At 58.9% G+C, this 20,772-nt stretch carries 30 protein-coding genes; 10 read left to right on the forward strand and 20 right to left on the reverse strand.

Features of this window, described 5'->3' with window-relative positions; genetic code table 11:
- Positions 1–323, forward strand: a 323-nt coding sequence (locus ACP5J3_RS02685; protein WP_428494241.1) for a hypothetical protein, incomplete at its 5' end; no start/stop codon positions are given.
- Here the strand turns inward: ACP5J3_RS02685 and ACP5J3_RS02690 are convergent.
- Entirely contained in the window at positions 320–955 is a 636-nt protein-coding gene (locus ACP5J3_RS02690) for a superoxide dismutase (RefSeq protein ID WP_428494242.1), read from the reverse strand. The genes ACP5J3_RS02685 and ACP5J3_RS02690 overlap by 4 nt on opposite strands.
- Before the next feature lie 55 nt (positions 956–1,010).
- Between ACP5J3_RS02690 and ACP5J3_RS02695 the strand changes: the two genes are divergently transcribed.
- Together ACP5J3_RS02695 and ACP5J3_RS02700 are read left to right on the forward strand one after the other, a co-directional pair.
- On the forward strand, positions 1,011–1,451 hold the full coding sequence (locus ACP5J3_RS02695; RefSeq protein WP_428494243.1) for a HEPN domain-containing protein: 441 nt from the start codon (positions 1,011–1,013) through the stop codon (positions 1,449–1,451).
- A complete protein-coding gene (locus ACP5J3_RS02700; RefSeq protein WP_428494244.1) occupies positions 1,414–1,746 on the forward strand; it encodes a nucleotidyltransferase domain-containing protein in 333 nt (110 codons plus the stop codon). Before ACP5J3_RS02695 ends, ACP5J3_RS02700 begins: the two co-directional genes overlap by 38 nt.
- 14 nt (positions 1,747–1,760) lie before the next feature.
- Here the strand turns inward: ACP5J3_RS02700 and ACP5J3_RS02705 are convergent, their stop codons facing one another.
- The 8 genes from ACP5J3_RS02705 to ACP5J3_RS02740 all read right to left on the reverse strand — a co-directional run bounded on the left by ACP5J3_RS02705 (position 1,761) and on the right by ACP5J3_RS02740 (position 6,419).
- Positions 1,761–1,940 (reverse strand): Rieske (2Fe-2S) protein, encoded by a 180-nt coding sequence (locus tag ACP5J3_RS02705; protein WP_428494245.1) that lies wholly within the window; start codon positions 1,938–1,940, stop codon positions 1,761–1,763.
- Positions 1,867–2,055: a Rieske (2Fe-2S) protein gene (locus ACP5J3_RS02710; RefSeq protein WP_428494246.1), complete on the reverse strand. Its 189-nt coding sequence runs from the start codon at positions 2,053–2,055 to the stop codon at positions 1,867–1,869. The genes ACP5J3_RS02705 and ACP5J3_RS02710 overlap by 74 nt, the downstream gene beginning before the upstream one ends.
- Positions 2,056–2,085: 30 nt before the next feature.
- A complete protein-coding gene (locus ACP5J3_RS02715) occupies positions 2,086–2,856 on the reverse strand; it encodes an ABC transporter permease (RefSeq protein WP_428494247.1) in 771 nt (256 codons plus the stop codon).
- Positions 2,853–3,806 carry an ATP-binding cassette domain-containing protein gene (locus ACP5J3_RS02720; RefSeq protein WP_428494248.1) on the reverse strand — a complete coding sequence of 318 codons (954 nt, stop codon included), beginning with the start codon at positions 3,804–3,806 and terminating at the stop codon, positions 2,853–2,855. Before ACP5J3_RS02720 ends, ACP5J3_RS02715 begins: the two co-directional genes overlap by 4 nt.
- A gap of 21 nt (positions 3,807–3,827) precedes the next feature.
- A complete protein-coding gene (locus tag ACP5J3_RS02725) occupies positions 3,828–4,379 on the reverse strand; it encodes a signal peptidase I (protein WP_428494249.1) in 552 nt (183 codons plus the stop codon).
- Positions 4,380–4,442: 63 nt separating this feature from the next.
- Positions 4,443–4,781, reverse strand: coding sequence for a transcriptional regulator (locus ACP5J3_RS02730; protein ID WP_428494250.1), 339 nt, complete (start codon positions 4,779–4,781; stop codon positions 4,443–4,445).
- Positions 4,778–5,782 carry an SPFH domain-containing protein gene (locus tag ACP5J3_RS02735; protein WP_428494251.1) on the reverse strand — a complete coding sequence of 335 codons (1,005 nt, stop codon included), beginning with the start codon at positions 5,780–5,782 and terminating at the stop codon, positions 4,778–4,780. The genes ACP5J3_RS02730 and ACP5J3_RS02735 overlap by 4 nt, the downstream gene beginning before the upstream one ends.
- A gap of 22 nt (positions 5,783–5,804) precedes the next feature.
- A complete protein-coding gene (locus ACP5J3_RS02740) occupies positions 5,805–6,419 on the reverse strand; it encodes an METTL5 family protein (protein ID WP_428494252.1) in 615 nt (204 codons plus the stop codon).
- Positions 6,420–6,461: 42 nt separating this feature from the next.
- Here ACP5J3_RS02740 and ACP5J3_RS02745 point away from each other — a divergent pair, with 42 nt between their 5' ends.
- Entirely contained in the window at positions 6,462–7,835 is a 1,374-nt protein-coding gene (locus tag ACP5J3_RS02745) for a TrpB-like pyridoxal phosphate-dependent enzyme (protein WP_428494253.1), read from the forward strand.
- Here ACP5J3_RS02745 and ACP5J3_RS02750 read toward each other — a convergent pair.
- Together ACP5J3_RS02750 and ACP5J3_RS02755 are read right to left on the reverse strand one after the other, a co-directional pair.
- Positions 7,807–8,652, reverse strand: coding sequence for a methyltransferase domain-containing protein (locus ACP5J3_RS02750; protein WP_428494254.1), 846 nt, complete (start codon positions 8,650–8,652; stop codon positions 7,807–7,809). The two genes, ACP5J3_RS02745 and ACP5J3_RS02750, sit on opposite strands and share 29 nt — an antisense overlap.
- Entirely contained in the window at positions 8,643–8,897 is a 255-nt protein-coding gene (locus ACP5J3_RS02755) for a hypothetical protein (protein WP_428494255.1), read from the reverse strand. The genes ACP5J3_RS02750 and ACP5J3_RS02755 overlap by 10 nt, the downstream gene beginning before the upstream one ends.
- Positions 8,898–9,069: 172 nt before the next feature.
- On the opposite strand from ACP5J3_RS02755, the gene ACP5J3_RS02760 reads away from it, so the two are divergent.
- The 4 genes from ACP5J3_RS02760 to ACP5J3_RS02775 all read left to right on the forward strand — a co-directional run bounded on the left by ACP5J3_RS02760 (position 9,070) and on the right by ACP5J3_RS02775 (position 13,144).
- Entirely contained in the window at positions 9,070–10,422 is a 1,353-nt protein-coding gene (locus tag ACP5J3_RS02760; protein ID WP_428494256.1) for a hypothetical protein, read from the forward strand.
- Positions 10,423–10,530: 108 nt separating this feature from the next.
- Positions 10,531–11,076, forward strand: a complete 546-nt coding sequence (locus ACP5J3_RS02765; protein ID WP_428494257.1) for a hypothetical protein — start codon at positions 10,531–10,533, stop codon at positions 11,074–11,076.
- Positions 11,073–12,281: a hypothetical protein gene (locus ACP5J3_RS02770; protein ID WP_428494258.1), complete on the forward strand. Its 1,209-nt coding sequence runs from the start codon at positions 11,073–11,075 to the stop codon at positions 12,279–12,281. The genes ACP5J3_RS02765 and ACP5J3_RS02770 overlap by 4 nt, the downstream gene beginning before the upstream one ends.
- A complete protein-coding gene (locus ACP5J3_RS02775) occupies positions 12,278–13,144 on the forward strand; it encodes a hypothetical protein (protein ID WP_428494259.1) in 867 nt (288 codons plus the stop codon). The genes ACP5J3_RS02770 and ACP5J3_RS02775 overlap by 4 nt, the downstream gene beginning before the upstream one ends.
- On the opposite strand, the gene ACP5J3_RS02780 is transcribed toward ACP5J3_RS02775, so the two are convergent.
- The 3 genes from ACP5J3_RS02780 to ACP5J3_RS02790 are packed head-to-tail and all read right to left on the reverse strand — an operon-like array spanning position 13,141 to position 14,098.
- Entirely contained in the window at positions 13,141–13,425 is a 285-nt protein-coding gene (locus tag ACP5J3_RS02780; RefSeq protein WP_428494260.1) for a hypothetical protein, read from the reverse strand. The two genes, ACP5J3_RS02775 and ACP5J3_RS02780, sit on opposite strands and share 4 nt — an antisense overlap.
- A gap of 14 nt (positions 13,426–13,439) precedes the next feature.
- Entirely contained in the window at positions 13,440–13,823 is a 384-nt protein-coding gene (locus ACP5J3_RS02785) for a hypothetical protein (protein WP_428494261.1), read from the reverse strand.
- Entirely contained in the window at positions 13,817–14,098 is a 282-nt protein-coding gene (locus tag ACP5J3_RS02790; protein WP_428494262.1) for a hypothetical protein, read from the reverse strand. Before ACP5J3_RS02790 ends, ACP5J3_RS02785 begins: the two co-directional genes overlap by 7 nt.
- A 123-nt stretch (positions 14,099–14,221) precedes the next feature.
- Between ACP5J3_RS02790 and ACP5J3_RS02795 the strand changes: the two genes are divergently transcribed.
- Positions 14,222–14,371, forward strand: a complete 150-nt coding sequence (locus tag ACP5J3_RS02795; protein WP_428494263.1) for a hypothetical protein — start codon at positions 14,222–14,224, stop codon at positions 14,369–14,371.
- Positions 14,372–14,521: 150 nt separating this feature from the next.
- Here the strand turns inward: ACP5J3_RS02795 and ACP5J3_RS02800 are convergent, their stop codons facing one another.
- From ACP5J3_RS02800 to cmr4, 6 genes are all read right to left on the reverse strand, one after another.
- A complete protein-coding gene (locus tag ACP5J3_RS02800; RefSeq protein ID WP_428494264.1) occupies positions 14,522–14,659 on the reverse strand; it encodes a hypothetical protein in 138 nt (45 codons plus the stop codon).
- Between the two features lie 246 nt (positions 14,660–14,905).
- Positions 14,906–15,739, reverse strand: a complete 834-nt coding sequence (locus ACP5J3_RS02805) for an AAA family ATPase (RefSeq protein WP_428494265.1) — start codon at positions 15,737–15,739, stop codon at positions 14,906–14,908.
- A 21-nt stretch (positions 15,740–15,760) separates the two neighbouring features.
- Positions 15,761–16,582, reverse strand: coding sequence for a type III-B CRISPR module RAMP protein Cmr6 (cmr6, locus tag ACP5J3_RS02810; protein ID WP_428494266.1), 822 nt, complete (start codon positions 16,580–16,582; stop codon positions 15,761–15,763).
- The gene (gene cmr1 / locus ACP5J3_RS02815) at positions 16,573–17,610 is read right to left on the reverse strand and encodes a type III-B CRISPR module RAMP protein Cmr1 (protein WP_428494267.1); all 1,038 of its coding nucleotides are present in this window, start codon (positions 17,608–17,610) and stop codon (positions 16,573–16,575) included. The genes cmr6 and cmr1 overlap by 10 nt, the downstream gene beginning before the upstream one ends.
- On the reverse strand, positions 17,607–18,035 hold the full coding sequence (cmr5, locus tag ACP5J3_RS02820) for a type III-B CRISPR module-associated protein Cmr5 (RefSeq protein WP_428494268.1): 429 nt from the start codon (positions 18,033–18,035) through the stop codon (positions 17,607–17,609). Before cmr5 ends, cmr1 begins: the two co-directional genes overlap by 4 nt.
- Complete coding sequence (cmr4, locus tag ACP5J3_RS02825; protein ID WP_428494269.1) at positions 18,032–18,961, reverse strand: type III-B CRISPR module RAMP protein Cmr4; 930 nt, start codon at positions 18,959–18,961, stop codon at positions 18,032–18,034. Before cmr4 ends, cmr5 begins: the two co-directional genes overlap by 4 nt.
- A 119-nt stretch (positions 18,962–19,080) precedes the next feature.
- On the opposite strand from cmr4, the gene ACP5J3_RS02830 reads away from it, so the two are divergent.
- The coding region (locus tag ACP5J3_RS02830; RefSeq protein WP_428494270.1) for a type III-B CRISPR-associated protein Cas10/Cmr2 at positions 19,081–20,772 on the forward strand (1,692 nt) is incomplete at its 3' end.

Consider the following 20,772-nt stretch of genomic DNA (forward strand, 5'->3'; position numbering starts at 1 on the left):
GGTGGATTAGGGAGGCTCTCGGCGTCTCTGGCGAGCTTAAGTGGCGTGTGGTGAAGAGGCGTGGGGGTAGGAGGCTAGTGGAGGAGTTGCTTAGGGGGCTGGAGGTGAGGCACTTCGCGGTTCACTACACGTCTCAGGTGGAGTTTGAGAAGGCGTTGTGGAGGTTTCTTGTCGAGGTGCCTGCCGACTTTTACGTCCTGGACGTGGGGCTGGCGGATGCGTCTAAGTTCCCGAGGGCTGTAAATAAGCCGTCTCACAAAACGCCGGGGATTCAAATCGCCGACTTGGCGGCGGGGTTTTTCGCGGAAAAAGCTAGGTGTTAGATTTTGAGTGCTATTTGGCCGTTGAGGGCCTTCTGCAGTCTCTTCTCCACGTCGTCCCAGTTGACTACGTTCCACCAGTTGTCTACGTAGCTACCGCGGTCGTTTTTGTACTGGAGGTAGTAGGCGTGCTCCCACACGTCGAGGGCTAGGAGGACCTGGGCGTCCGCGGCGTGCATGAGGTTGTGCTTCTCCACCTGTAAGATCACCAGTTGCTCGGCTAGGGGCTCGTACACGAGGATTGCCCAGCCGACGCCCTCTACGTTCTTGGCGGCTTGGCTGAACTCCTCCTTGAACTTCTCGAAGCTTCCGAAGAACTGGTTGATTAAGTCCGCCGTCTTGCCGCCTGGCTTGCCGCCTCCCTTGTCGGGCGGCGCCATGTTGGGCCAGAATATGGAGTGTAGTATGTGGCCGTTGAGGTGGAAGGAGAGGTCTCTCAACACGGCTCTTATGTCTATCTGCGCCTCGCCTTTTCTAAACCTCTCAAGCTTCTCAAGCGCGGCGTTTGCCCCGTTGACGTAGCCCTGGTGGTGCTTCTGGTGGTGGAGCTTCATTATCTCCTCGGCTATGTAGGGCTCTAGGGCGTTGTAGGCGTAGGGTAGCGGTGGCAGGGTGTATTTCTTCACCGTGACCATGGCGCCTCCCCGTTTGTACAATATAAACGTTAAAAAGAAGAGGCGCGGTAGAGGCGTGAGGCGCGAGGCGGCCTACTGGATTCGGGAGGCGTGGTACGACTACTGCACCGCGAGGCTCCTATTCGAAGCCAGGAGGTGGAGCGCCGCCGCCTTCCACTGCCACCAAGCCGTGGAGAAGGCGCTGAAGAGCCTCTACTTGGCAGTCCTCAGGAGGGAGCCCCCCAAGACCCACGTCCTCACAGAGCTCTACCGGGAGCTGAGGCGGGGAGGCGTGGAGCTGAGCCCCTCTCTTGAGGAGGACGTCGCCGAGTTGAACAAGTTCTACACAGTGTCTAGGTACCCAGACGCCGCCGCGGGGCAACCCTACGAGGTTGTAACTAGGCGAGACGCCGAGCGCTCTCTCGAAACCGCCGGCGAGGTATTGACCCTGGTCGAGGGGGTTCTCAGGAGTCTGGGGTATGAGGGCACCCCCGAAGATATTAGAAATTGTAAATAGGCTTATCGAGGCGCTGGAGGAGGCCGGCTTCAGGGTGGCAGAGGCCTACCTCTTCGGCTCCTACGCCAGGGGGGACTGGCTAGAGGAGAGCGACGTGGATTTAATAGTCGTCTCGCCGGACTTCGCAGGTTTGAGGTGGCTAGACAGGCTGGACGCCGTGGCGAAGGTATGGCTGAGGCTGGGCTTGGAGAAGTGGGTGGAGGTGCTCCCCTACACCCCAGAGGAGTTTCAAGAAGCCCGGAGGCGTAGCGTCGTTGTTAGAGACGCCGAGAGCTACTGGGTGAAAATTAGGTAGGCCCGGGAGCGGCGCTAGAACTCGACGACCAGCTCGTCGCCCTCGATTCTGTAGCGCAACTTCTTCAGCGGCTCGGCTGTGAGCTCCGGCGTCAGCGAGGCCCCCGTCCTCAAGTCGAACCTACACCAGTGGCAGGTGCATATGACGTAGTCCCCCCTCCACCAGGCCCGAGGTGGTGAAGTTGCAGTACGCATGTGGGCACTCGTCTCTGTAGACATATACCTCGCCCCTCCTCCTCACGGCGAAGGCCTCCGTCCCCGGCACGGGGACTATCACGCCCTCCGGCAACTCCCGAATCTTGAGAGGCATGTGGGGTCGGCGATGTGGAGTTTTAAACACCTAGTCCGCCGTGAGCTTTGCCTCAACCGCGGCCACCCCCATCGACAGGGTCGCCGCGGCGAAAATCGCTGTGTAGAGCAGAGCTGATGGGTCCGGGGGCGCGCCGTATACAAGGGCGTCTCTCCCCAGCTCGGTGACGTAGGTGAGGGGATTAACCTCGCTTATCGCCTTGAGCCACTGTGGGAAAAATTCACGGGGGAATAGGGCTGTGGAGGTGAACATGAGGGGCATGGTTATGAAGTTGCTGATGACGCCGGGGGCGTGGACGTCTGCGGTGTTTACTGTGAGGAGGGTGAATAGAGAGGCGAACCCCACGCCGGCCAGCACAAGGGCGAGGAGCCACGCCGCCAGAGAGGCCGGGTTTATCTTGTAGCCCACGCCTAGGGCGGCGCCGGCGGCTAGGATTATGGGGACCATGAGCAGACCCCTCGTCATGGCGCCGGCGGCCTTGGCGAGCAGAACGGCGGATTTGGGGGTAGGCGTTGTCAGCACCCGCTTCAGGTACCCCACTCTCTTGTCGAAGACTAGGCTCATGGAGGCGAACATCCCCGTGGTCATCATGGAGATGGAGATCATGCCGGGGAGGATGTAGGCTAGGTAGTTCTCAACGCCGAAGTACTGCGCCAAGAAGCCCCGGGGCAGGCCGGCGAGGCTGTTGCCGAAGAAGACGATCCACATAAGGGGCTGGGCCACCAGCATCAGCCACATGTACCTACTCCTGAAGAGCTTAAGCACCTCCCTCTTGTACAGGGCGTACGTCTGGGCAATCATCGCCTCGCCCACCTAACCCTCATATAGAGCTTACGGACGTCCACCTGCTCCCCCTCTATAGAGGCCCCCGTCAGGTTTATAAACACGGTGTCGAGGCTAGCCTTCTTCACCCTCACGCTCTTCACGCCGCTCACCGCCTTGACGATCTCCGCCAGCTTCTCCTCGGCTCCGTGAGTCTTCACGACGACAACGCCGTCTCTAATCGCCACCTCTCCAAAGGCCGAAAGCGCCGCCGCGTCCACGGGACCCTCCACCTCCAGCTCCACGACGTCGACCCCGTACCTCGCCTTGAGCTCGTCCGGTGACCCAACCGCCACGACCCTCCCTCTGTTGATAATAGCTACTCTGTGGCATAGCTCCTCCGCCTCCTCCATGTAGTGCGTAGTGAGGAGCACCGTCACGCCGAAGTCCCTATTAATCTGCCTAACCACCTCCCAAAGCCCAACCCTCGCCCCCACGTCAAGCCCCACCGTCGGCTCGTCCATAAAGAGAACCTCGGGGCCGTGGAGAAGGGCCATGGCCACCTCCAGCCTCTTCCTCATGCCGGTGGAGAACTTCCCCACAGGCCTTCCCGCCGCGTCGAGGAGGCCGAAGTACTTCAAAAGCTCGGCGGCCCTCTCCCTCCACCCCCCGACCCCCACCAGCCTAGCCTGAATCTCCAAGTTCTCCCACGCTGTTAGCTCGTCGTCTACAATCACCTCGGAGGCGACCCACCCAACCCTCTTCTTAACCTCAGCCGCCTCCTTCACTACGTCGAAGCCAGCCACATACGCCCTCCCCGCGGTCGGCTTCGTAAGCCCCGTCAAGATCTTAATCGTCGTGGTCTTACCAGCGCCGTTCGGCCCAAGGAGGCCGAACACCTCCCCCCTAGCCACCTCGAAAGACACCCCGTCAAGCGCCGTGACGTCGCCGTACCTCTTCACCAGCCCCTCCGCCACTATGGCGTTCACAGACACCCGATATATCGACCCTTATAAAGCTTTACGCCTCTTCTTCCTCCTAGGCGCCGTCTCCGCAGACTTGAAGTAGTAGTAAAAGGCGTAGGTAGCCGCCCCGAAGACGAGCAACCTACCAATCCACGTCGCCATCGCCGCTCCCCCAACCCCCTGGGGCCTAACCACCAGGGGGAACAGCCCCACGTACGGCACAACCACCGCCACTCTGCCAATGATGTTTGTAGAGACCGGGGGCTCCCCGGCGGCGGCTTGGTCGGGGAAGTTGTTGTTGTCCCCCCACGTCACGAGGCCGCAGCCGCCCACGTCGATTTTTTGATAAACTCTGTGTATAATCCAGCTACCGTGCCACATGGGGTTCCTAGCCACGTACACCACAATGTCCCCAGGCTCCACCGACTTGCACGTGGCCCCCGCGAGAAAGACGAAGTCGCCTACCCTCAGCGTGGGCTCCATGGAGTAGGACGACACCACCGCGATAGGCCACGTCACGCCGGCGGCGGCGGAGTACACAAGGAGGGCGGCCACAATCCCCACAAACCACAGCAGGTCCTTAACCCACCCCTTCACAGAGGGGGGAGAGCCCGGAGGTATAAATATGCAACGCCCCTGCCCCTCAGTAAAAGGCGCCCGCTATATGTCGTAGTACTCCACATTGTCTCTAAGATACCTACGCACGACGCCTCGCTCCAGGAGGTATCTCAAAGCCTCCTCGACCTCCTGGTAGTCGGCCCCCGCCTCGAGGACAATCTCCCTCAGAGTCATGGGGCCCCTACTCCTCAACAAAGCCAAGATCCTGCCCGCGAGCCGGGGAGGCCTCGTAGTTAGGTACTCATACACCCAAAAACCTGCTATTATTATTAGAGCCACGACGCCTATCCTCATAGCGATGGGGGCCAGCCTCGGGAATACCACAGACAGAGCGGCCGTGAAGGCCGCCACGACGATGGCGGCCAGGAGGTACCTATTCATCTGGCGATGGGTATCACAGGCACCACCTGGCCCGCCCCACCCGACACAGCCACTATCTGGACGTTTCCTGTTTGCGCCACCTCCCTCAGCCCCGATAAGTAGATATACAGCTCGGCGAGGCGGACTGCCTCGGTGGCGTTGGCGCCCGACGCCTTAATCAACAGCTCGATGGCAGTCCTCGTGGCGTTGGCCAAGAGCATAATCTGCCTCGCCTGGGCGACTGCGCGGGTAAGAGTTGCGTTTGCCTCGGCCATTGCGGCCAAGACTGTGCGAGTGTAGTTAGCCCGCGCCAGCTCCTCTACCCTCTGCCTCTCGAACTGCGCCCTGATGGCATCTTGCTGAGCGGCGATTTTTCTATTGATGGCGTTCACAATATCTTGCGGCAGTACGAAGTTCTGCACATTGACGTCCAGCACCTCGACCAGCCCCGCCACGGCGGGATCGTTAATCACAGCCTCTCTGTACAGTTGCTCAATTTGTTTAGCAATTACGTCCCTGTTTGCAATAAGCTCGTCAAGCGAGACTTTAGAAATAACATCTCTAATAAGCTGGCGGGCTTTTGGAACAAGCACCTTGTCGTCGTAGTCCACCTGGGGAAACTTTTTCACAAGTTCGTCAAAGCGCTCCGGCACGATGCGGTACCTAACCACCATCTCCACCGTCACCACCACCCCGTCCTTTGTCAAGACCTCAGGCGCCGAGAAAGTCCACTTCCCAGCCGCCCTCTCCTTCTGCACAAACTCAATAATCTCAATGGCGTAGGTATCCTCGATGAGGTAGGCCCACGGCGCCTTGAACCCCACCGTCGGCCCAATTACAGGTTTGCTCACAGTACCCGAAACCGGATCCACAACCACAGCCACCACGCCCGCCGGGAGGCTAAACACAGAGAGAGCCACCAAAACTGCCACAATCAGAAAAGCCAACACAGCCAACACCAGCGCCGCGGCCGCCTTTCTGGGGGGCCTCACCCTCCTGATCTCCACAGGTATGTGGGCCATGCCCCCACCAAACCAGCTCTTTTTAATCTTTCCACACCACCCCCAGAAACACCTCGACCTTGTGAAGCCTCTTCCGGTGGTGGGGAAAAACCGGCTTTATGTTTAGAGTAGCCACGTCTAGCACGTCCAGGCGGAGGCCCCAACCCTCCACAACCCTCCTCACGTAGTCCAAGGTGGGTAGCTTGTGAATCGTGTAGACCACCTCGGCCAGCGAGACTGCGGCGGCGAGAAAGGCGATGTCGACCCCCCGGCCGGACCAGATGCCGAAGGGCGGGTTCTGAAACGCCACCCTAAACCTCCCCCTCAGGGGAGGCCTCGCCGCGTCCCCCGCCACAATGTCGATCTTGTCCAGGAGGCCGCGGGACTCAGCCTCCCGCTTAGCCACCTCCAGCGCCTCCGGATCCACGTCTAGACACAGCACCAGACGCGCCCCCATCGCCGCCGCGGCGATGGCGAACCTCCCGGTGCCGCATCCGAGGTCAATCACCGTGTCGAGGAGGCCTCTCATGTAGGCGTCCCAGACAGCCGCCGCCACGACGTGGGCATCCGTGGGGTACTGCTCAAGCCTCTGCTTCGGCCGGCGAAACACCGCCATCCCCTCCACAAAGCGCTCGAGCTCCTTCTTGCTCCTAAACACGACGCCGCCTCTACTTATATATACAAGTTTTTTCCTAGTCGCATGGCCAGGGCCCCCCAGTACGAGTGGATGGTGCCCCGGAGCTGGTACAACATCGTCCCCGACCTGCCTAAGCCCCTGCCCCCGTACCTTAAGCCAAACGGCGAGCCGGTGGCGCCGCACGAGTTCGAGATCCTATTCGCCAAGGAGCTCGTTAGGCAGGAGTTCTCCAAAGAGCGCTGGATTCCCATACCCACGGAGGTGCGGGACGTCTACCTAATATGGAGGCCCACCCCCCTCCTCAGGGCGAGGAGGCTGGAGGCCCTCCTCAAGACGCCAGCGCGCATCTACTACAAATTCGAGGGCGTGTCGCCCCCCGGTAGCCACAAGCCCAACACAGCGGTAGCCCAGCTCTACTACGTGTCTAGGGAGGGTGTGCAGAGGGTGACCACGGAGACCGGCGCCGGGCAGTGGGGCTCCTCCGTCGCCTTCGCCGCCTCTCTCTTCGGCGTCAAGGCCACGGTGTACATGGTGAGGGCCTCGTACATGCAGAAGCCCTACCGCCGCGTCCTCATGGAGCTCTGGGGCGCCGAGGTGGCGCCCAGCCCCAGCGACCGCACAGAGGCCGGAAGGAAGTATCTAGCCGAGGATCCGAGCCACCCCGGCTCCCTCGGCATCGCCATATCAGAGGCCGTGGAGGACGCAGTGAGGAGCGGCGCCAAGTACGTCCTCGGCTCAGTCCTCAACCACGTCCTCATCCACCAGACAGTCATCGGGCTGGAGGCGCTGGAGCAGATTAGGTACTTCGGCGACTACCCCGACTACGTCGTGGGGGCCTGCGGAGGCGGTAGCTCCTTCTCCGGCCTCTTCTGGCCCTTCTACTACGAGAAGAGGGCCGGCAAGGCGGAGAAAGACGTGAAGTTCATCGCCGTGGAGCCAGCCGCGGTGCCCACCTTGACAAGGGGCGAGTACCTCTACGACTTCGGAGACACCGCCGGCTTGACTCCGTTGATAAAGATGCACACAGTAGGCCACACCTACAAGCCGCCCCCCATACACGCCGGCGGCCTTAGATACCACGGATGCGCCCCCACCCTCTCCCTCCTAGTAGAAGAGGGCGAAGTCGGGGCCGCGGCGTACAGACAGACGGAGGTATTCGAAGCCGCGAGGCTCTTCGCCGCGGCCGAGGGCGTGGTGCCAGCCCCCGAGTCGGCACACGCAGTAAAAGCCGCCGTGGAGCTCGCCCTCAAGGCAAAGAGAGAGGGCACCCCCATCACGATACTCTTCAACATGTCTGGACACGGCCTACTAGACCTCTCCGCCTACGACGAGTACCTCCGCGGAGCCATGGCCGACGCCGTGCCCACAGCCGAGGAACTCGCCGCGCACATAGCGAGGGCCCGCGCCCTCACTCCATCCAGCGGTCCGAGGGGCTGAGCTCAAGCCTCGCCGGCTTGCGCCAGGCGGAGAGGACGTAGGGCACAGCCTCTACGTCCCTACCCATCTGCACAAACCCAGCCGCCTTCAGGAACTTGTACAGTTGCTCCCTGGGCAACACGTGGAGCGCCCCCATGAGGAGCAGAGCTGCGGCGTAGGCGGGGGCCAGCGCCGGGTCGGGCTCAGCCACGAGGAGGAGGCCGCCCGGCTTCAGCGCCCTCCCCAGACACCTCAGCTCTTTAACAACGTCGACAAACCACGCCGCCTTATCCACAAGCAACACCACGTCGGCGGAGGTCCGCAGGTCGCAAGCCGAGAGGGCCTTGTGCCACCCAGCCCCCGGCACCACCCTAGACGCCAGCTCCACGTCGGGCCCGTAGCCCAGGTACTTGGCGAAGCCCTCCTCCACCAGCTGGTAGCCGAGGGCCCCGTCCCCCGCCAGCGGCTCCAGCACAGCCGAGTCCCTCGGCACCTCCTCCACCAGCGCCCTCGCCGCGGCGAGGCGCCAGCTCTGCAACTGCCAAGACGCCCGGAGGACCTCTATAGAGTTCCTGTCGGCTCCGCCCCCCGCCTCCTGGGCAAAAACCCCGTCAAAAGCCTCTAGAAACTCCACATGCTCAGCCATGTAGGCGTTCACCGGCCTCTCCGGCGGGCCGCCCCCGGGGTTCCCCAGCCTCCGGCCCCCAAGCGCCGCCCACACCCTATCCACAGCCCTGGCAGACCTCCCCCACTTCGCCGCCAGCCAGAGATTCCAGAGAGCCGCCTTCTGAAGCTCCCTCTGCCCCCCGTACAGCTCCCTCAACCTACTCAACTGCATACCAACACCCCGAAGTCCCTAAGCCTGAGGAGGAGGGGGTAGAGGTAGCCAGGCCCCTCCCCAGCCTCTATAGAGGTGAGGACAAGCTGTTGCACGGTGCCGGTTAGCAACGAAAACCTCTCGAAATCCCTCACCTCGCAGTCCCCCACCAAGACGCGGGAGAGGTAAGGCCCCCCGTGGCCGTTTGGGCAACTCCCCTCCCTAAAACGCGAGTTACAGACAGGACACAGCATAACCAGCTCCATGAAGCTATCTACATACATTTTTTAAAACCTATATGTGTATACGGCGGACACTACCAATACTACAAACCAAAACCCGACAAGTTAAATCTGCGGAGTCCCTCACCCACCCGTCCCCCCGCGCTTCCCGTTCTGGTTTCTTCTACTGATATAAATGGAATTCGAAACTGATCATATGAAGTCCGGAATTCTTGGAGCAATACTGCTGATCGTAGGAATCGCGGTGGGCGCGTTGATAGGAGGCGCCGCGGCTCCGCCCAAGACGGTGACCACCACAGTCCAGCAGACCGTCACAGCCACTCAACAACAGACAGTCACCATCACGGCGATCCAGACCACCACCCAGACGGTCACGTCTACCACCACGGCTACTCTGACCGCCACCGTGACCGCCACGGCGACGGTCACAGCCGCGCCCCAGGTTCCCGCCTCCGAGGTAGAGCTGAGGAAAGCCATCGGCTCCATGGTAGGTAGCAACTTCCTGCCCAGGTTCCAAAGCGTCGCCATCGTGAGGGACTCCAACCTCCTATGCACAGTCGTCGCCGCGGCCGCCGCGGCCGCGCTCCCGCCCTACGTCAAGGCGGCTCTGGTTGATTACAACGCCACCAACCCCAAGGCATCCGCCGAGAAGGCCGCCCAGTACCAAGCAGTGTTCCTAGCCTTCGGCGGCGGCGGAGAGCCGTTGCAAGTCGTCGACAAGGCCACGAGAGACTTCCTCGCCGCGCTCGCGGAGACTGGATACAGAGGGGCGGTTGTGATCCGCGCCAGGACGTGGACCGCCACGAAGCAGTTCGCCACTGTTAAAAACGACACGAGAATCGCCCCGTGGCTCAACACAGTCCAGATCTACGTCGTGTTGCCAAACGCCACCCACATAACCATCGCCAGGTACAACGCCACAACCGGCGCGCTGATCCCCGTCATGTACATCCAGAGGACAACCGGCAAGGCGGTGAAGCCCTACACAGAAGCCGAGGCCATCTTCCTTAGAACAGCCGTTGGGAGGGTGGCCGGCGCCGTGCTGTTCCAGGGCTACGGCAAGGTGGCCGTCGTCACCTCCACCGACCCCTACTGCGCCGCCCTGAGCGCCGCCGCCTACTCCACATCCCGCGCCAACTCCACTGCCATCTTCACCTACACAGGCAACCTAGAGGCCCTCAAGGCGCAGATACAGAGCTACGCCCCCGACGCCGTCTTCATAGCCTTCGGCGGCGAGGAGCCCGCCTACGCCATAATCAAGGCCACCGACGACGTGGTCACCGCCCTCAGACAGATAGACTACAAAGGCGACGTGTTGATACACGCCTTCGTCCTCAGAGCCACCGCTGGCCTCACCAAGCTCAGCCAAGAAAACATACAGTGGCTCTCCCAGAAAACCGTCAAGGCAATAGCCCCCGACCTAGTCAACCGCAAAGTCAACATAGTCAAGATAACCTTCGCCGACGGCAAGCCGCAGTTTGACGTACTGCAGACACTGCCGATGCCAGACGCAGTAGCCAACATCCTGGCAAAGATACTATCCAGTTAACGGTCCCAGATTTTTAACCTCCCAATTTTTTCCTCCATGCGTTTACTAATACATTCAGAAAATGTACCGACTGTATTAGCTATTGATTTCTCTAAAAACTGCGGCGCCATGGGGGCCGGCGTCGTCGTGTTCCGCGGATCGGTTGTAAAGCAGAGTGAGGAACTTGCTATGACGAGCCACAGAATTGGAAATCTACTTGCAGAGAGGGGGTCCTACCGCAAGGCCTTGAAAATGGCATTTTGGGGGATACACATGCGCGAAACGGGGAAATTTTTAGAACGGTATATTTCATCTACAAGGTTATTCGCAGTCGAAAAAGCCTACGCTGTGAGAAATGTGGAAAGCAAGAAGCTTGGAAAAGTCATAAGGCAAGTTATACGTGACTATGGCGAACCAATAATTTTCGCCGATAAGCTAGATGGCGATGAGGCGAGTTTATTAAATGAGGCGGGTTTTGAGAAGTGGGTAGAGGGTAAAAACTACTTTGTTGCTCTGAGCGATGTGGTGGCTTACTACGCCATGTTACTTACATATCTAGAAATTAAAGAAAAGGAACAAAATTGTCAAGTGGATAAAGACACATTACGAAAACGTATTGAAAAGCTAGACGAAATCCTTAAAAATTCTTTTGAAGATAGGCTTGAGGTGGTATGATAACCACATCTGCGGTGTCAGCACTTGAGGAGATATGTAATGAGATTGGCGAATTCGGCGAGCCGGCAAATCCGGCGCTTGGCGAAATGTTGAGAAAAGCTTACCAAGTCCTCGACGTTGGGGGAGCGGTGGCGGGGCACTACGGACAGGGCAAGAGTCTCGTGGCCACGCTAACGGCTCTTCTTAAAAACCTCGCTGGGACTCCGTCAGTCGTCCTCAAGGCTAATCAAGTCGTTTTTTCAAAAAAGAAGGCGAAGCTCAGCGAGGTTTCGAACCTCGCGGAACTGGAGAAAGCTCTGAAGTGCATGCACTACAAAAGATGGTTCGATGGGCTTGGCTGGGTTAGGGAGAGGGGCCTCAAGCTAGGGGAGGCGGCTGGTCTGCAGGACGTCGATGTCCCGATAGAGGGGGAGGGGTTAGAGAAGCTTCGCAACGCAGTGGCGGCCCTGCGGGAGAGGGGGTACCACGTTGTGGTGGACGAGTTCGAGAGGCTGGTGGAGCAGCCACAGAGCTACGGCTTTAGAGATTTGAGCCACCTCGTCGAGGAGTTTTTCAATCTCGTGGATAGGTGGGGAAACGCCGCCGGCATCGCCATACCCACATCCCTCTGGGTACATTTCGACATACAGATCAAAAGCCGCATAGCGCCTATATACTACCTCCAGCAAGACGTGACGCCCAGCGCCATGAAGATCTTCCTCGAGAGAAAGGTGGGGAGGGTGGGGGAGCCCCTCGCCTCCGTGGAGTTCAGAAACCCAAGGGCTGTTATGAGGATTGTGGCGGAGATAAAAGCCGGCAGAGCCCCCGAGGAAGTGGTCAAGGCGAGGGCCCAGCATCTAAAAAACATAGCCTACATGTATAGAGCCTCTGTAAAAACAAAGGAGGCTCTCTACGTCGCCTACCTCGCCGCCTGGCTCAAGCAGAACATATATGCGACTCTGACAGAAGTGGATATACACAAAGCCCTAGAACTAGGCAAGACGCTGACGGGCACGGAAGCAGTGACAAGCGAACCGCAGGTAGTTGAGCTGTTGGTGGAGAGGCGGAGGCCGCTGATGCGGAGGGCCCCAGGCGGCTACGTGCTGACCGCGTCGGCAATTACACACCTAAGAGACGCCCTAGTAGGCGAAGAGCCACAACAAAGACTGATGACACAGAGCGGAGAGGACTACTTCTACCTAGCTATAGAGCTGTTCCTGGTATGAAGTTGCCGAGCCTTTTCCAAGGCCAACGCGGCACTTGGATATACCAATCCCCCAGAATACTACTACTTCTAGCATATGCACATACCTCCGGCCTAGATAAGCAGGCGGTGTATGAACGGCATATACGACGGATAGAGAGGCTCGGCCCCCACCAGAGCTGGATAACCGAGAGGCTGAACAACCTCGGATACGCTACGAGGAGAGGCCGCGAGCCGAACCTCGACGCCGTCGCCGACTTCATCCGCCACCTCTCCATCGACGGCGAGAGGCTGGCCAAGGCGATGGCGGCGGTCCAGAAAGCAGTCAACGCAAAGTCGCCGGAAGACCTGGCGTACCTCCCCCCTATCCTCACGCTACCCGAGAAAGTAGTCTTGGTAGAGGCGCTGAGCGCCTCCAAAAAATTCGACCTCGAAAAGACGATACGGCTCCTAGACATACAGCGGAGGCCGAGGGGGGCGGATCCAGACGCCTACCGCCGGGAGATGAGGTTTAGAAAAGCCTACCTCTACAGCCTCCACCTAGCAGATCCGCGGGGCAGACCAACGCTCCTAGGCTACGCCCTGGCCTACCGCATGCGCAGACGCGGGGCGAGCCACGCGGCTGAGGACTACCTAGAGCTCATGGAGCGGTCAGGCAGGCTGAAGTACGTGGCGGCGCTGGAGGCCCTCGCCCTCGATGTCGGCACAGCCGAGGAGCTGGACCGCGTAATCGAGGCCTACAGCCAAGCCCTCAGAGAGCTGGGATACAGAGCCGACCTGGAGTCGACCCGCTACGCCTTCGGCGGCATGAAAAGCGACGTCAAGGGATTCATGATAGGCCTCTCCAGACCCCTAGACTGGATACTAGAATTCCTAGAGATTTAGCCCTCCACGACGAAATGGGTCCCCGGATCTGGAAACACAGTCACGATTAAGTAGCAACGCGGCGTCTTCGCCACCACGACGCGTAGCGTCTTACACCTATACTTAACCACAGCCCTCCTCCTCTCAAGGTCCAAGCCGATAAACCTCTCAGGGACAGCGTCCGGCTCTCCGCGGTGGAAAACCGCTTCTATGTTCGAGACCACGGCTTCTAGGAACTCTAACCCGGCGTATTTCGCCACGTCGAGTCTGTGCTTCTCTAACGCGTGTCTCGAAAACTCCACCCCACATCCCATTATCACCTGGTGTTCCACCCGACGGCTGTGGATATAGCCACGCAGGGCTCGCCTAGAGGCGTCACGAAGCCCTCAGCAGCCATGACGGCCAGCGGCTCCACATAGACGTCAAAAACCCTTCCGTCGGCTTTAACCACGGCGCGGGCTAATTTAACAACTCTAAACCTAATAGGCCTATACGGGACGCCGCCCCCCATACATACGCCGACCGGGGGAGACGGCGCCTCCCTAAACCTAGCCGCCACCTCGGTGGCAACGCTCACAGCGTACCCCTCGCCAACCTTCGCAATCTTTACGCCGACGACCCTATATGTAATGAGCAGACCCTCGGCCTCCACCTCGCCCGTCTGCTCCTCCAACACCTCAACCTCCAAAGGCGTCACCATATCTCAAACCCAGCCATCTTCATCTTCCTCACAACATCGCCGTGCTCATCGCCCCACTTCTTAACCTCAAGATCAACAGACCACACACCCAAGTCATCTGCGAAAATCACAAAATTTCCACTCCCCTCGATGACATACTTAGGCTCCCCATCCCGCAACCTAATCGAAACGACATCTACACCCGAGTCGTAGTAATACCGCACCCGCCTCACCTCAACCGGCTCATACACCACCGCGTTGCTAGCCACCTCCCTATGCACATTCCTAACCCACACAGAAACGACGTGAATATGCAGTATTTAACTCTACCCCTAAACCTGACAATGGCACGACGGGAAGCCTAGCGATGACGGGTAGACACACCGGTACACGTCCACAGTAGATAATCTGCTAACTCTGTGGAATACGTCTTTAGGGAGTTGGTCGCCGAGTTAATGCGGTGCCTAGGTTCACGGGGAAAGCTGTCGAGTAAGCCGATGGCGGCCAGCGGCATCAGGGAGGGCGGACAGGACGCGCTTACTAAACAGCAGTGGGAGAGGTGGGGCTAGGGCCCCTATACATAAGCTTTAAGGTTTCAAACTTGCCTACTTGCCACAGCGCTCCGCCGCCTTTTTGAAAGCGTCTGCAGAGGCGGGTAGCCCACTAATTTCGTTGCAAGATGAAGTGCGGACATGGCGTCTGGGATGAAGAGGCCCCGCTTATGCGGCCCACCTTGCCCTTATCATCAACCACCTGTCTTCTATCGCTGCTGTACACTCCCCAGACCTCGCGCCCTCCCCCTCCGCAGGCGCCGCGACTTTTCCAAACTCGCCCACAGCCTCACCGCCGCAAGCCACCTTATTTTATAAAAAAGGGGAATTCGCTTTCTACACTTAGTGGCTGGGTTAAAACACAGTAAGTCTGGAAGTCCATCACTACACATTACACAACACTTTTCAAGACTCCCACATGACTCATATCTGCCGGGGTATATCTTACGGCATTCCTATCTATCTACTATGCAACAGCACGTCCCATGTGGTAGATCAATATCAATTTTAAGCAGAATATCAATGCATTGAGATTTGTGATCATTTAATTTTTTATATGAGCGATTGGTACACCTCATATTCCCTTCTAAATAGCCCTATGTCTCTAAGTTTGTCCAGGGTTATGGGAACTGCAGAGCCTCTTTCCACCTTGTATACCGAGTAGCCCTTCAAGAGGGCGTATTTTACCACAACCCCGCTGTGAGTCTCAATGAATACAGTGGCTTGGACCTCGCCGATGAGGTCTAGGAGAAGTTTTATAAAGTCTACGTGTAGCCCCGCCTCAAAGTTTTCAATAAACACATAGTCGCCGCTGTAGATAGCAACCTCCATAGCTAGAAATCTTTTTTCACCGTAGGACAGGTGTCTTATTGGTATCCAGCCTATCGGCGTCTGCATCGAATCGTAGTGTATATTTCCTATGTACTGGGCGATGGCGGGGCATGTAACTGCGAAGTCTTTAAGTCCCTCCCGTTGCTCTATAGGTGTATAGCTAATCGCAGGTTGCCTGCATATTTTAGGTGTGCCTTGGTAGTTAATCTCATCTGTAGTGATGTGCCAGACACTCCACTCGGCTAGTCTCACGCCCTCACCTGAAAGGACGTCGATTGTATACGACCTATCTTTATATCTAACCACCATATTGCGTTGTCTTAACTCCACAGATATCTCGTCTAATTGTGCAGTTGCCGTCGCCTCGTCGAAAACATATTGAGGCAACACCTTATCGTCATACATAGATCTAGGCGCGCCGAGTTTTGAGACAATCAACATGGCCATATGGATTAAAGTCGACTTCCCCTCGCCATTTGGGCCGTAGAGGACGATCTTCTCCCCCTTGAGGTGGGCCTCTCTTATATTCTTAAGATTATTAACAAGAAGCTCCATTACTTCTTAGCTAATGTGGATTTATTTTACCTTTATCACGCCGTAGCCGATCCTGGTCTTAGCGCCGAGGCCCTCTTGCAAAGCTTGGGAGAGATATTTGTAAACCTCAGCGCCGCACTCTTTCTTTAAGCGGCTGGAGGCAAGAAAGAAGGCAAAGGTGGCGCCGGGCCTCACCACAGGAAACACTAGGGGGATCGGCTTGGCCTCAGTTTCCCTGAAGTTAGGCTCTTTGTAATGTGGCGTAATTACGTCTGCCCCCAGCGCCAGCTCTGTAGTTGGTAGCGCCTCTGTTATCACAAGATCGCCTTGCGTCCCCACGTCGCCGAAGAGCTCCGCCGCGGATACCCCGCATATCTCCCTCCCACGCGCCCTCAAGACCCCCCTGATCGAAGTCGCCGGTATGTACGGCACGTTGAGTATGGGATGCCACGCGAGCCCGATTTCGAGAGGCATGTAGGGGTTCCTGACGTGCACCACCAGCGGCGTGGAGATCTCCACATCGACACGGAACAAGGCAGGATACGTCGAGCCTAGCGCCTTCTCCAAATAAGCCAGATAGCTCTTCACGGCGTTTAGATCCAGCTTGTAGTCTTTCAGAGACAGCGCGATCTCCCTACTCAACTGTGGAAATTCGAGGCTTGGATCGGCTTGGTACCTCTCTATTATTGTTCTTATGACGCACGACGTTATGTTGTAGCCCGAAGCCACGCAGTCGACTCTACTAGGCCCTCTCCTCTCTCCCGCCTCCTCGCGCCTAGGCGGTGGACCTCTGGTCTGGATCGGCGCCTGGCCGCCAGGCAACTGGGGCCCTGCCTGCCGATGCGGGGAACGCCTCACGGCCATATCCTCTGCGCTCTCCAAGCCTTCTGTATAAGGGAGACGAAGAGATCGCGTGCCCTCAATATCTCGCTGGGGGTTATGTTCAACGTCTGCGTCCCCGAGGCGCCGACCCACCTCAGCTGGCGCGGCCAGTCATCGGAGAGAAAGATAGAGACGTAGGTCCCCCCGCCGTATAAGTGGCCGCGGCCGTGTGCCGCCGCGAAGACAGCCGACGCCCTCCTCACCTCCTGGCCTTGCTGAGGCGGCAGATACCCGGTACCCCTCTGCGCCCTGGGCAGGCCGAAGAACCACGCCAGGCGATCCATGGGATCCGGCGCGGCGTAGTCGCCGGCTAGCAATCTAGCTCTGTTAGGCCTCAGGAAGAAGTTGTGAACGGTAGAGAAGTCGGCCTGCGCCGTATACACCTCGAAGACGTCGCGCGCCACCGCCGGCGCAGGCGGCAACGGAGGCCTGGAGCCCCTGCAGTCAACCTTTATGCGGCTTCGGACACCCTCGACCAAGCTCTTGACGTCCCGCTCCTGCGGCGCCCTCCCCCTCGCGCTCACCACATCGAGGACCCCTAGCGACTTTCTGCCCCCCTTCCCCAGCCCCGATAGAGTCAACGCGACGGCGAGTATCCTCACCGAGAGGTCAAAATACTCACTCTCGCCCTCCACCACCAGCTTGAAGCGGCCGCCTACGGCGTACTCCACCTCGCGGCTTAAGGCGATTAGATCCAGTCTCTGGATCCCCCTCTTCTGCCTCTTGGCGACTCTCTCTACCCTTGGCTGTTGCAACACTTCTACAGTCAGCCTATACCTCGACGCGGCGTTCGTCGTGCCGAAGCCCCACCGGGCCACCATCTCGGAAGCCCTCCCCATGTCGGGACAACCAGCCTCGTACAAGGCACCCAGCGCGAACGCCCTCGCCCACCAGCGCCAAACCCCCTTGACGGACGTCGGCCTTACGTAGAAGTTCCTGTCTACAATGTCGGGCTCATACCACCCCACGGAAAGCGGCGTAGCTATCGTCAGCTCGAACTCGGCCCTCATCTCTCAGCTTCGAACTTGGCCTCGGCCAGCTTCTTAAGCCAGTCCACGTACTCCGCCAGCTCTAGATCAACGAGAGCCCCCCTCTCGTCCAGCGACTTTAAAGTCTCGGCGAGGTTGTTTACCGGTATCCCCAGCTCCCTAAACGCCTCCAGAAGGCAGGCCCCGTAGAGGGCGTACCCCTTCTCCTCCCTCCCCTTCCCCCTATCGCCGCAGATGGCCTTAACCATCTCCTCGAGGCTCCCTCCGGCGTATATATCCCTCTCGCTGGATCTAGCGGCCAGTATGGCGAAGGCGTACGCAGACCCTATGTAGTAGATCTCGGAGGGGATCTGCCTAGCCCTCGTCCTAAACGCCGACTTGGCGTCTTCATCGCAGTAGGCCTCGACGTACTTCACGCAGGCAAGCGCCTTCTCAAGCCACGTCATAGTATCTCCACGAGGCCCTTCCCCACCGTCTCCTTCCCCCCGATCCACAACGGGCCCTTAGCCTTAGATTCTACGTACTCGCACGGGTCGAACTGTTTCAACTGCACCGTGTGTTCTTCGAACTTATTAGGATCATTAGAGCGCACCTTGACCTTAACGGCGGTCCTCGCCCTCCCGTTGCAGTAGATGCCGGTCACGAACGCCGTGAAGGGCGGGATGTACTCTTCGCTCCACGGCCCCACCTCCACCGTCTTGGTCTCCTTCTTGAGCCTCACCCTATACTGCACCATGAGGCTCCTCCTGACGATCCTAGGCAGATCCTCGTCGCTCACCACCGCGAAGCCGGGCTGTGCGCCCAGTATCTGCGACACCTTCTTAAACGGGTCGAGGTCGAGGCGGGGCGCCTGTTGTGAAGACACCTTGAGCTTGATCTCGTTGATCACCGCGTGGTCTCCAACCGCGTATGACTTATCGGAGAGGGCGACCTCCCCAGAGGCCACCGAGGGGAGCTGGGGCAAGTTGAGCCCCTCTCCCAGAGCCTCAGTGTAGAGCTTCGCGAAGCCGAATAAAAGCGGCGACGTCACGTAGAGCCACACCCCCTTGAGGGACCGGGCCGGAATCGCGAGAAGCTTCGCGTCGAGGAAAGACACAGCGGCCGAGTGCTCAGAGGCGGCCTCCGGCCTGGGGCCGAAAGCCGCTATCACCTTGGCGCAGTCTTCGGCCCTAGACGCGTCGACGCAGATGGAGTTGTTGAAGAGCCCGCTCTCCGCCTTAGCCCTCACCGCGCCCTTTAGGCTAGAGGCCCATATAGCGGGGAGGCCGAACTCGTCCCTCTGGACAGGCAGGTCCACATAGGCCTCCTCTGAACGGCCCACGCCGGGGTGCAGAGAGGTCAAGGCCAGGACCCAGAGAATTCTCCCCGCCATAATCTTTAGATGGGCCTAATATATAAACCTTAGCCGCGGCGGCGCTACTAAGGGGCTGTCATGCGGAGGAACGGCCTCGGCGCCAGCGCAAAGTTAAAAATCCGCCCAATGTAATAAATATGGACTGGTTCGCCAAGGCCTGGGCCCTTCTCCACGACCCCCCATATAAGGCCATCTGGCCCCTCGGCTTTAAGCCGCTCGGCGGCCCCACCCACGAAGAGGAGGCCCGCAGGCTGTTGGATCTGGTCCTACAAGGCACCAAGCTGGGGGGCGGCGCCCCCGACGAGAAGACAGCCAAGGCCGTCCAGGCCGCAGACATGCTGGCCTCCTCCTTCGACAGGTGGGCCCTGGCGCCGGAGGGCGAGGCCAAGTACTGGGTAAAGCCAAAGGAGCTGATCAACCCATTCAACCCCGCCCTGAGAACTCCTCTGGAAATCCCGGCGTTTGACGACCTCAAGAAGAGGGTAGAGATATTCGCCAGAAAAGTCAACGAGGCGGTCAAGGCCGCGGGCGACGAGAGGGAGGCCTACTTCGCCCTATACGCAACGTACGAGCTGGCGTGGATAGACGCCGGCCTCCCCGCGCTCCCCGCAGACACCCGGATGCCCACCCACACAATCTTCGACCACCTGTACGCCACCGCCGCGGTGCTGAACTGGATAGATGCGGCGGGCGACATGAGGCGGGAGGGGTGCCTCCTTGAGATAGACATACCAGGCATACAGTCTATAATATCCTCCGCGAGAAAGGCGGGCGACTACAGAGCCGGTAGCCTCCTCGTGTCGATAGCCACGTGGGGCACCGCGTGGAGATACATGGAGCGCCACGGCCCCGACGTCCTCCTGTCCCCCACCCCCCGCTTCAACCCCTACTTCTACCTCCAGCTCAAGAGAAGCTACAGCTGGGGGGAGGACGTCTACGGGCTATACAGAGACGTCGTGAAGAGAGCCCTGGGCATAGAGCTGATAGAGGAAAAGGGGGAAAGTAGCATAGACATACTCATCCAACGCGCCCCAGTGGTCCCAGGTACGGCCTACCTCGCACTGCCCCACTGCTCCGAGGCGGAGGATGCCCCCCGCTACTTCCAAGAAACCCTAGACGAAGTTAGGGAAATGGTAATTGGGGCCCGGAGTAGCGACGCGGTAAAGTTGCCTCTCTACGGCGCCCCCAGCGGCGACGTCTTGAAAATCGCGCAGATCGCGCTAAGAGATGCGCCCCGCTGGTATCTGCCTCTGAGAACCCGCTACGTCTCTATAGCAGAGGTGGAGAACGACGCGAGGAAAATGGCCGCAGAGGTCGAGGCTCAGGTCAAGTTCCCCGTTGACTACAGAAGATTCCTATTCTGGGCAATGCTAAAAGCCATACGCCACAAACCGGCCCCACCCCACCCAGTCCAATGGTTTGAAAAATGCGGCAAGCCCAGATTCGCCAAGCTGTACGACGGCCCGTGGATACACAGCACACTAGACCCGGACCAGCCCGCCGTCCTCAAACTCTCCGGAGTCGTTGCGCAAACCCTAGACTACGACCAAGACACGAAAACCTTCCTGCACAGTCTGGGGATCGCCGACTTGGAAAACCTCAAAAAGATATTCAAACCTAAAGAGGCATTAGGCCCCGTCGACGTCCTCAAACGCGCCCTCTACTACGCAGTCAATGAAGATCGCATTGAGTCGGTAGAGGCCGTCGCCCTCAAGTGGCACTACCATAAAAACTACTTCAATGAATGTCCCGATCTAGAGAAGAAGATAAGAGACGTGGTCAATGGCGGAGACGCCGAGCAGATATTCGGCCCATCTGACGCCCCAGAC

This window comes from Pyrobaculum sp., from assembly GCF_049971835.1.
In the GTDB taxonomy this organism is placed as follows: domain Archaea; phylum Thermoproteota; class Thermoprotei; order Thermoproteales; family Thermoproteaceae; genus Pyrobaculum.